The 9466-nt window shown below is 72.8% G+C and carries 9 protein-coding genes; 7 read left to right on the top strand and 2 right to left on the bottom strand.

Features of this window, described 5'->3' with window-relative positions:
- A partial coding sequence (locus VMN58_02275) for an AAA family ATPase (GenBank protein HUF32019.1) occupies window positions 1–784 on the top strand: 784 nt, incomplete at its 5' end.
- A gap of 231 nt (window positions 785–1015) precedes the next feature.
- Here VMN58_02275 and VMN58_02270 read toward each other — a convergent pair.
- Complete coding sequence (locus VMN58_02270; GenBank protein ID HUF32018.1) at window positions 1016–2629, bottom strand: S8 family serine peptidase; 1614 nt, start codon at window positions 2627–2629, stop codon at window positions 1016–1018.
- Window positions 2630–2970: 341 nt separating this feature from the next.
- Between VMN58_02270 and VMN58_02265 the strand changes: the two genes are divergently transcribed.
- The 3 genes from VMN58_02265 to disA are packed head-to-tail and all read left to right on the top strand — an operon-like array spanning window position 2971 to window position 6273.
- A complete protein-coding gene (locus tag VMN58_02265; protein ID HUF32017.1) occupies window positions 2971–3801 on the top strand; it encodes a hypothetical protein in 831 nt (276 codons plus the stop codon).
- A gap of 9 nt (window positions 3802–3810) precedes the next feature.
- The gene (radA, locus tag VMN58_02260) at window positions 3811–5166 is read left to right on the top strand and encodes a DNA repair protein RadA (protein HUF32016.1); all 1356 of its coding nucleotides are present in this window, start codon (window positions 3811–3813) and stop codon (window positions 5164–5166) included.
- 39 nt (window positions 5167–5205) lie between these two features.
- Window positions 5206–6273 carry a DNA integrity scanning diadenylate cyclase DisA gene (disA, locus tag VMN58_02255; protein HUF32015.1) on the top strand — a complete coding sequence of 356 codons (1068 nt, stop codon included), beginning with the start codon at window positions 5206–5208 and terminating at the stop codon, window positions 6271–6273.
- Between the two features lie 20 nt (window positions 6274–6293).
- Here the strand turns inward: disA and VMN58_02250 are convergent, their stop codons facing one another.
- The gene (locus VMN58_02250; GenBank protein HUF32014.1) at window positions 6294–6953 is read right to left on the bottom strand and encodes a Crp/Fnr family transcriptional regulator; all 660 of its coding nucleotides are present in this window, start codon (window positions 6951–6953) and stop codon (window positions 6294–6296) included.
- Window positions 6954–7036: 83 nt separating this feature from the next.
- On the opposite strand from VMN58_02250, the gene VMN58_02245 reads away from it, so the two are divergent.
- The 3 genes from VMN58_02245 to ispF are packed head-to-tail and all read left to right on the top strand — an operon-like array spanning window position 7037 to window position 9403.
- The gene (locus VMN58_02245) at window positions 7037–8191 is read left to right on the top strand and encodes a TRAM domain-containing protein (protein HUF32013.1); all 1155 of its coding nucleotides are present in this window, start codon (window positions 7037–7039) and stop codon (window positions 8189–8191) included.
- Window positions 8192–8237: 46 nt separating this feature from the next.
- On the top strand, window positions 8238–8882 hold the full coding sequence (gene ispD, locus VMN58_02240; protein HUF32012.1) for a 2-C-methyl-D-erythritol 4-phosphate cytidylyltransferase: 645 nt from the start codon (window positions 8238–8240) through the stop codon (window positions 8880–8882).
- Window positions 8879–9403, top strand: coding sequence for a 2-C-methyl-D-erythritol 2,4-cyclodiphosphate synthase (gene ispF / locus VMN58_02235; GenBank protein ID HUF32011.1), 525 nt, complete (start codon window positions 8879–8881; stop codon window positions 9401–9403). Before ispD ends, ispF begins: the two co-directional genes overlap by 4 nt.
- The last annotated feature ends 63 nt before the right edge of the window (window positions 9404–9466 follow it).

The following is a 9466-nucleotide window of genomic DNA, read 5'->3' as shown; positions in this document are numbered from 1 at the left end:
CCGTCAGCCGCGCGATTCTCGTTTGTCCCACTCGCCTGGCCCGTCGTGGGCCACCGGCCGTGGTCATACGCGAAGCTCCCGCGGCCAGCTCACCGAGGCGGTGCGGCGCAAGCCCTTCAGCGTGGTGCTCTTCGACGAGATCGAGAAGGCCCACCCGGACGTCTTCAACACGCTCCTCCAGATCCTGGAGGAGGGCCGCCTCACCGACAGCCAGGGCCGCTCGGTCGACTTCCGCAACACCGTGCTGATCATGACCTCCAACCTCGGCACCGCCGACCTGCGCAAGGCCAACGTCGGTTTCTCCAAGGCCGACGAGGCCGTCTCCTACGCCCGGATGAAGGAGAAGGTCAACGACGCCCTGAAGCAGCACTTCCGGCCGGAGTTCCTCAACCGCATCGACGACACGATCGTGTTCCACGAGCTCTCGAAGCCCGAGGTCACCACGATCGTCGACCTGATGATCCGCCGCCTGCAGAACCAGCTGGTGGGCCAGGGCCTCGGCCTTGAGCTCACCCCCGAGTCCAAGATGCTGCTGGCCGACCGGGGCTACGACCCGACGCTGGGCGCCCGCCCGCTGCGCCGGGCCATCCAGCGCTTCATCGAGGACCCGATGTCCGAGCGCCTGCTGTTCAAGGAGTTCGCCGCGGGCTCGACGATCATCGTCGACATCGAACCCGACCCGGAGACCCCCGGCGAGCAGCGCTTCACCTTCACCGCCGTCGAGGGCTTCGAGCCCCCGCCGGTCGAGCTCGCCGAGACCGGCGGCACCACCATCGGCGAGTAGGCCAGCGGCTCAGCCCGAACAGACCGCTGCCGGCCTCCAAGGGGGCCGGCAGCGGTCGTTTTCAGGGTCGGTGGGGGCGGGCGGGCGTTCTGGCACCAGAACCGCGCTGTCGGCCGGCGCGCTTCTGGTGCCAGAACGGCGAGTGTGCGGTCAACCACCGTGGAGGTGGGTGACCGCGCGCAATCCGCAGCGCCGCAAGGCGGTGCGTGGGCCCTCAGCGCGGGAGGGTGCTCACTTGCACTGGAGGTTGGGGCCCCTCTGTATGCAGCTGATCGTCGCGGTGGTGCTATCGGTTGCCGTAGTCGTCGTTGAGCTCACGGTCAAGGTGACCACGTGGTCTCCGGAGCTGATGTAGGTGTGGGAGGCCGTCACGCCGCTCCCCGTGCCGCCGTCACCGAAGGTCCAACTGAAAGCGGTGGCGTTAGTGGAACTGGAGGAGTCGAAGTGGCAGTCGTTCTTGCTGCACGAATAGCTGAAGCTGGCGGACGGCGCCGTACCCTCCGACGCTGCCTCTGTGGTGGTGGCGGAGGCCTCGGTCGAGAGTCCACCCTCGCCGACCTCGTTGATGGCAGACACGGCGTAGTGGTACGTCGTGCCGTTGACCGCCGTGAGGTCGGTGTGGCTCGTGGTCGTCCCCACCGTGGTCAGCGCCGTAAGAGAGCCCGAGGTGGTCCCCCGGTAGATCTTGTAGCCGGTGATGGGTGATCCGCCGTCGCTGGAGGGTGCGTCCCACGTCAGGTCGACCTTGGCGTCGCCGCCCGTGGCGTTGAGGTTCTGGGGCGCGGCCGGTGCGGTGGTCGGGTCGGTGGCCCCGCTCGTCGCACCGTCGACGACCTGGAAGGAGTACAGCAGGTGGTTGTTGGCCGTCTTCGAGGAGGTGACGATGCCCTTCGTGGTGAAGCTGTAGAGCGCGTTCCGGACCTTCTCCGCCGATGCCGCGCCGTTGTCCTCGAGGTAGAGCGCGGCGACGCCGGCGACGTGGGGGCTGGACATCGAGGTGCCGCTGATCGTCTTGGTCGCGGTGTTGCTGCCGATCCAGGCCGAGGTGATCGAGGAGCCGGGGGCGAACCAGTCGACGCAGTCGCCGTAGTTCGACCACGAGGTCTTGGCGTCGCTGCTCGTGGTGGCACCGACGGTGATGGCCTCGGGAACGCGAGCGGGGGAGTAGCCGCAGGCGTCCTGCTCCTTGCCGCCCATGTTGCCGTTGCCGGCGGCCACGGCGTAGGTGACGCCCGAGGCGATCGAGTTCTGGACCGCGGTGTCGAGGGACGAGTTGCCACCACCACCGAGGCTCATGTTGGCTACGGCGGGCTTCACGCTGTTCTTCGTCACCCAGTCGACCCCCGCGGTGACGCCGCTCCACGTGCCGGAGCCGCTGCAGTTGAGGACCCGGACCGGCGAGAGCTTCACGGCCTTGGCCACACCGTAGGTTTTGCCGCCGGCCGTGCCGGCAACATGAGTGCCGTGTCCGTGGCAGTCGTTGGTGCCGTGCTCGTCGTCGATGGACGTGAAACCACCAACGATTCGCCCGGTGAACTCGGTGTGGGACGAGAGGATGCCCGTGTCGATGATGTACACCGTCACCCCGAAGCCGGTGTCGTCGTAGGTGTACGTGCCGTCCGTGCCCGACCGCTGGTCGATCCGGTCCAGGCCCCATGTGGCCCCGGACTGCGTGTTCGTCGCGTTGATCGTCGCCACGCCGTCGGGCTCGACCCTCGTCACCCGGCCGTCGGCCCGGGCCCTCGCCGCGGCGCCATCCGACATGGTGCCAGCGAAGCCGTTGAGGGCGGCGGTGTAGACGTAGTCCACCTCGGTGCCACCACGACGCTCGTACTCGGCAGCCACGGCCCGCGGGTTCTCTCCGTCGCTCAGCGTCACGATGAATCTGCCCGGGATGACCCCACCCTGCTCACCGGCTGTCTCCGCGGGCGCAGCTCCGCTCGGTACGGCGGTGCCGACCACCGTCGCAAAGAGCCCGAGGAGGGCGAACCCTGCTGCTCCCAACCTGCGCATTGCGTCCTCGATCCCGCAGCGCGCGGGTGGCGCCGTCCGAGGGCAAGCGTACGATCAACCTCACCTCGGTGACATGGTCCATAAGGGCCAATCACCCTCCGTGGCGGAGTCACCACCAGGCCGGCTGCCCCGCCGGGGACGAGCCCCACGCCTCGCTCGCTACCGTGGCGAGCGTGTTCGAGCGCATCCTCGCCGCTCGTCGTGCGCGCCGAGGGGTGAGCCGGCCGGACCCGGGCGGCGCCCCGACCCGTCGCCGGTGGGCGTCGCCCCGCTCCTCGGCGGTTGCGGTGGTGATGGCGCTGGCGGTCCTCGCCACGGGCTGCCGGGTCGACCTCGAGGTCCACGTGGTGGTCGAGGAGGGCGGGTCGGGCGAGGTGCGAGCCGCGGTGCTGCTCGACGAGGCCGCCGCCTCCTACCTGCCGGGCCTGGCCGACCAGCTGGAGGTCGACGATCTCGTCGCCGCGGGTTGGGTGGTGGAGGGCCCCGTGACCGAGGGCGACGGCCGGACGTCGGTGCGGGCCCGGCGGTCCTTCGCCACCCCCGACGAGGCCGACGTCGCCCTCGACGACCTCACCGGACCCGACGGGCCCTTCGGCGACCTCACCGTCCGCCACGACCGGGCGTTCGCACACACCCGACACCGCGTCGGTGGCCGGGTCGACCTGCGCGGCGGCGTCGACGCCTTCGCCGACGACGCCCTGCGGGAGCGCCTCGCCGGCACCGGCCTCGGCGTGGACGTGGCCGAGCTGGAGCGCCGCGCCGGGGTCCCCATCGCCGACGCCCTCCGCGTGGAGCTGACGGCCACGCTCCCCGAGTCCGGCGGGCGCTCGTCGACCACCCGGTGGGTGCCCCGGCTGGGTGAGGTGGTCGTGGTCGACGCCACCGGCGACGTGCGCAACACCAGCCGACTCGTCTGGTCGGCGCTGTCGGTGCTGGCCGCGGCCGCCGCGGTCGCCGTGGTCCTCGCCGGCCGCCGCCGCGGCGATGTCGTACCCCCTCGGTAGGGTCCCCCCGTGGCCCGGGTCAAGACCGTCTACCGCTGCACCGAGTGCGGCGGCGCCAGCCCCAAGTGGGTCGGCCGCTGCCCCTCGTGCGAGGCGTGGAGCTCCATGGAGGAAGAGGTCGAGGCCCGCCCCGCGGTGGTCACCGGCCTGGCGCCGCCGAGCCGCCCGGTGCCCATCTCCGAGGTCGACCTGGGGGCCTGGGCCGCCCGCCCCACGGGGATCGGCGAGCTCGACCGCGTGCTCGGGGGTGGCCTGGTGCCCGGCTCGGTCACGCTGGTGGGCGGCGAGCCCGGCATCGGCAAGTCCACCCTCTTGCTCCAGGCCCTCACCTCGATGGCCGAGGCCGGCGCCCGCTGCCTGCTGGTCACCGCCGAGGAGTCCGCCCAGCAGGTCCGCCTCCGCGCCGAGCGCCTCGGTGCCCTCGCCCCCAACCTCCACCTCGTGGCCGAGACCAGCCTGCCCTGGGTGCTCGCCCACCTCGCCGAGCTCGAGGCCGACGTGGTGGTCGTCGACTCCGTCCAGACCGTCTTCGACCCCGAGTTGGGCTCGGCGCCGGGGTCGGTCAGCCAGGTGCGGGAGTGTGCCAGCCAGCTGGTGCGCGAGGCCAAGGGCAGGGGGACCACCGTGCTCCTGGTCGGCCACGTCACCAAGGACGGCGCGCTGGCGGGGCCCCGGGTGCTCGAGCACGTGGTCGACACCGTCCTCAGCTTCGAGGGCGACCGCCACCACGCCCTCCGCCTCCTCCGGGCGGTCAAGCACCGCTTCGGCTCGACCAGCGAGCTCGGCCTCTTCGAGATGTCCGACGCCGGGATGGTCGGCGTCCCCGACCCGAGCGGGTTGTTCCTCGCCGACCGCCGCACCGGGGTCGCCGGCTCGGTCGTGGTGCCCACCATCGAGGGCCACCGGCCTCTCCTCGTCGAGGTCCAGGCCCTGGTCACCGCCACCAGGCTGCCCCAGCCGCGCCGCTCGGCCCAGGGCCTCGACGGCGGCCGGCTCGCCTTGCTCCTCGCCGTGCTCGACCGATGGGTCGGCGTCCGCTTCGCCGAGCTCGACGTGCACGCCTCGGCGGTGGGTGGGGTGCGGGTGGTCGAGCCCGGCGCCGACCTGGCGGTAGCCCTCGCGCTGGTGTCGTCGGTCTGCGAGCAGCCGCTGGCGGGCGACCTGGTGGCCTGCGGCGAGGTCGGCCTCGGCGGGGAGCTGCGCCAGGTCTCCCAGACGGCGCGCCGCCTCGCCGAGGCTGCCCGGCTCGGCTTCCGCCGGGCGGTGGTGCCGCTCTCGGCCCCGGAGGCCCCCGAGGGCATCACCGCGGTACGGGTCGCCACCCTGGGTGAGGCGGTGGCCGCCGTCGGCTGCGCACCCGCCTGAGCCGGAGACCATCGAGGCACCCCCGACTAGGATCCCCGCATGGGATCCCGGGGTGAGCTTCTCGACGCGCTCGCCGCAGTGGCCCCCGGGCGGCTCCTCCGCGAGGGCGTCGACCGCATCCTCCAGGCGGGGATGGGCGCCCTGATCGTGGTGGGCGACGGGCCCGAGGTGCTCAACATCTGCTCGGGTGGCTTCCTCCTCGACGCCGCGTTCAGCCCGCAGCGCCTCTCCGAGCTGGCCAAGATGGACGGCGCCATCATCCTCGCCAGCGACGCCAGCCGCATCGCCCGGGCCAACGTGCACCTGGTGCCCAACCCCAACGTGCCCACCTCGGAGACCGGCACCCGGCACCGCACAGCGGAGCGGGTCGCCCGCTCGATCCCGGTGCCGGTGATCTCGGTCTCGGAGGACCAGCAGGTCATCACCGTCTACGCCCGCGACGAGAAGCACCCGCTGGCCTCGATCCCGAGCCTGCTCAACCGGGCCAACCAGGCGCTGTCCACCCTCGAGCGCTACAAGACCAGGCTCGACGCCGTCTCCAGCTCGCTGTCGGCCCTCGAGATCGAGGACCTGGTGACGCTGCGAGACGTGGTCACCGTCCTGCAGCGCACGGAGATGGTCCGTCGCATCGCCGAGGAGATCGACGGCTACATCATCGAGCTCGGGGTCGACGGTCGCCTGGTGCGCCTCCAGCTCGAGGAGCTGATGGGCGGGGTGGAGGACGAGCGCCGTCTGGTCATCCGCGACTACTTCCACGAGGAGAGCGGCTGGCACCTCGACGAGGCGCTCGACGCCCTCGCCGGCCTGGGCACCGACGACCTGCTCGACCTCAAGTTCGTGGCCTCGATGCTGCACCTGCCGGGCGGCACGTCCGACCTCGAGCAGAGCCTCTCGCCGCGCGGCTACCGACTGCTGGCGCGCGTCCCCCGCCTGCCCGAGACCGTCGTCGACCGCATCGTCGAGCGCTTCGGCAACCTGCAGAAGATCATGCGGGCCTCCATCGACGACCTCGACGACGTCAAGGCGGTGGGCGAGTCCCGGGCCCGGGCCATCAAGGAGGCCCTCTCCCGCCTGGCCGAGTCGAGCATCCTCGACCGCTACAGCTGACCGGAGGGTGGGAGCCCCTCTTAGCGGGCTCGGCGGGTGAGCTGTTCGCGGTCGGTGATCACGTACCGGCGGTCCCGCTGCTCGATCCAGCCGAGCCGGACGAACGACGAGATGGCCTTGTTGACCCGCTCGCGGGAGGCTCCGACCATCCCGGCCAGCTCCTCCTGGGTGACGGGGAGCTGGAACTCGTCGTTGGCGCCGGCCAGCTCGAGCAGGCGTTTGGCGGTGCGGCCGGTGACGTCGAGGAACATGGAGTCGGCCAGGGCGGCGTCGACCATGCGCAGTCGCCGGGACAGCAGCTCCACCACCCCCCAGAGCAGCTCGGGTCGCTCGGTGAGCACCTCGCGCAGCGAGGCGTAGGCCAGGGCGTAGACGCGCGACGGCTCGAGGGCACGGGCCGCGGCCGACCGGCCTTCCCCGTCGAAGAGGGGCATCTCGCCGAAGAGGTCACCGGGCTCCATCAGGGCGAACACCGACTCACGCCCGTCGGCGCTACGGTTGGCGATGGCGATCCGGCCGTGCTCCACGACGAAGAGCTCGGCGGCCTCGTCGCCCTCCTCGAAGAGCACGTCACCGCGGTCGAGCGACCGCACCTCGACCTCGGAGGCCACCGCCTTGAAGGCATCCTCGGAGAACACACGGAAGAAGTCGACCTGCGCGAGGAGAGTGGTGTCGACCATGGCGGGCCAGATGCTACCCACGACGACGGCCGCCGCTCTCGCTGACCCTTCAGGATCCGCGCCGACCGACCGATGAGACAAAGGTGACGACGGCGACGCCCCCCACCGGAGATCTCGGCGCCTCGGCGCCGACCGAGGAGGCGCGCATCCCGTCGGAGGTCTTCGTCGAGGTGGTCCGCCTGATGATCGTCGCCCTCGCCACGGCAGTCGGCCACAGCCTCGGCGGTGGCCAGGACGTGGACGCCGCGGAGACCAGCGCCCCGCTGGTCGGGGCGGCGCTGGGCGCCTGCACGGGCTACGTCCTCGGCGGCGTGGTCGGCCGGATGCTGCGCCGCGCCACGGGCAGCTTCGAGCGGCGCATCGACCGCGCCTCGCCGGTGGCCCTGCTCAGCGGCGGCATCGGCGCCCTGCTCCTCGGCGGCATCGGCGCCGTGGCGGGCCTGGTCGTGATCGCCATGCTCCCCGACCGGTGGGGATGGCCCCTGTTCGGCCTCGCCGCCTGGCTCGGGACCTACGCCGGGTTCCAGGCCGGTGCCCGCAAGGGCGAGGAGCTGCTCTCCCTGCTCCGCCACGGCGCCGGCGCCACCGAGCCGGCACCGCCCACCTCGTTCGTGGCGCCGCCGGAGGGCCCGCCCGAGCGCTTGGTGCTGGTCGACGCCAGCGCCGCCATCGACGGCCGCCTCGGCGCCGTCGCCGAGACCGGCTTCCTCCCCGGGCGCCTGGCGGTGCCCCGTTTCGTGATCGACGAGCTCCAAGGACTGGCTGACGCCGCCGACCCCTCGCGCCGCCGCCGTGGCCGTCGTGCCCTCGAGCTGCTGGACTCCCTCCGCGGCGACGACGGGGAGGGCCTGGTGGTACTGCCCGACGAGGTGCCCGAGCGGGAGGAGGTCGATGCCAAGCTGGTCGTCCTCGCCCAGCGCACCGGTGCCATCCTCCTCACCACCGACAGCGGCCTGGCGTCGGTGGCCGAGCTGCAGGGCGTGGGCTGCCTCAGCCTGCACCGCCTCGCCCTCAGCCTCCGCCCGGTGCTCGTCCCCGGTGAGGTGGTCCGCCTGACCCTGACCCGAGAGGGCAAGGACCCGGGCCAGGGCGTCGGCTTCCTCGACGACGGGACCATGGTGGTGGTGAGCGACGCCGCCAACCTCATCGGCGCCGAGGTCGAAGTGAGCATCACCTCGAGCGTGCAGACCTCCCGCGGGCGGATGTTCTTCGCCTCCGCCCCCGTCATCGCCGTTTAGGCGGGTCCTCACGCCGTTGGTCGCCCGCAGCGGCGAGACTCGGGCGGTGACGACCTGGGCGATCGTGGTGGCTGCCGGCAGGGGGACCCGCTTCGGTGGCGCCAAGCAGTACGAGCCCCTCGGCGGCCGCCGGGTCCTCGACTGGTCCCTTGAAGCGGCCCGGTCCAGCGCCGAGGGGGTCGTGGTGGTCGTGGCTCCCGAGCGGGCAGGGTCGGTGGAGCCGGCTGCCGACGTGGTCGTTGCCGGCGGCGCCACCCGCTCCGAGTCGGTGCGGCGCGGCCTGGCCGCCGTGCCCGACGATGCCACGGTGGTCGTGGTCCACGACGCCGCTCGCCCCTTGGCCCGCCCCGCGCTCTTCGCCACGGTGGTGGAGGCGGTCGTCGCCGGCGCCGACGGGGCAGTCCCGGGCGTCGCCGTGACCGACACGATCAAGCGGATCGACCCGACGGGCCGGGTCCTCGAGACACCCGACCGCGCCAGCCTGGTGGCGGTGCAGACGCCACAGGCCTTCGCCGCCGCCGCCCTCCGCTCGGCCCACGCCGGGGGCGGGGAGGCCACCGACGACGCCGCACTCGTCGAGGGCGCCGGTGGCAGGGTGGTGGTCGTGGCCGGCGATCCCGACAACCGAAAGCTGACCGACCCCGGCGACCTCGCTGCCGCCGAGGCCCACCTGGCCGGAGGCCGGGGGTGACCGCCCCCTCGGTGGCCCGACGGTGGCTCCGGCGCCTCCAGGGCCCGCCCCCTCGCGTGGGGATGGGCTACGACGTGCACCCTTACAGCGACGACGCCGGCCGTGCCCTCGTCCTCGGCGGGGTTCGCTTCGAGGGTGAGCGGGGCCTCGCCGGCCACAGCGACGCCGACGTCGTTGCCCACGCCGCCATCGACGCCCTCCTCGGCGCCGCGGGCCTGGGCGACATCGGCAGCCACTTCCCCGACACCGATCCGGGCCTGGTCGGCGTCGACAGCCTCGTCCTGCTCTCCCGCGCCGCCACCCTGGTTCGTGATGAGGGGTGGCTCGCTGGCAACATCGATTGCACCGTGGTCCTCGACTCGCCCAAGATCGCTCCCCGCCGCGCCGAGATGCAGCGCCTCCTCTCGGCTGCCGCCGGCGCGCCCGTGACCCTCAAGGGCAAGCGCCCCGAAGGCGTCGGGGCGCTCGGCCGGGGCGAGGGGGTGGCCTGCTGGGCCGTCGCCGTGGTCTCGGCCCGATGAGGCGGGTGGCCCGATGAGCCCGGCGAAGCGTCCCCCCCGAGGCGGGGGCCGGGGCGGCGGGCG

It is taken from the genome of Acidimicrobiales bacterium (assembly GCA_035512495.1).
GTDB lineage: Bacteria > Actinomycetota > Acidimicrobiia > Acidimicrobiales > CADCSY01 > DATKDW01.
The sequence above is the reverse complement of the archived record's forward strand: the minus strand, read 5'-3'. Positions and strand labels throughout refer to the sequence as shown.

What these genes read in the sequence shown, in the direction of transcription:
- disA (HUF32015.1), top strand. Translation starts at nt 5,206, where the DNA reads ATGGGATCCCGGGGTGAGCTTCTCGACGCGCTCGCCGCAGTGGCCCCC.
- VMN58_02250 (HUF32014.1), bottom strand. Translation starts at nt 6,953, where the DNA reads ATGGTCGACACCACTCTCCTCGCGCAGGTCGACTTCTTCCGTGTGTTC.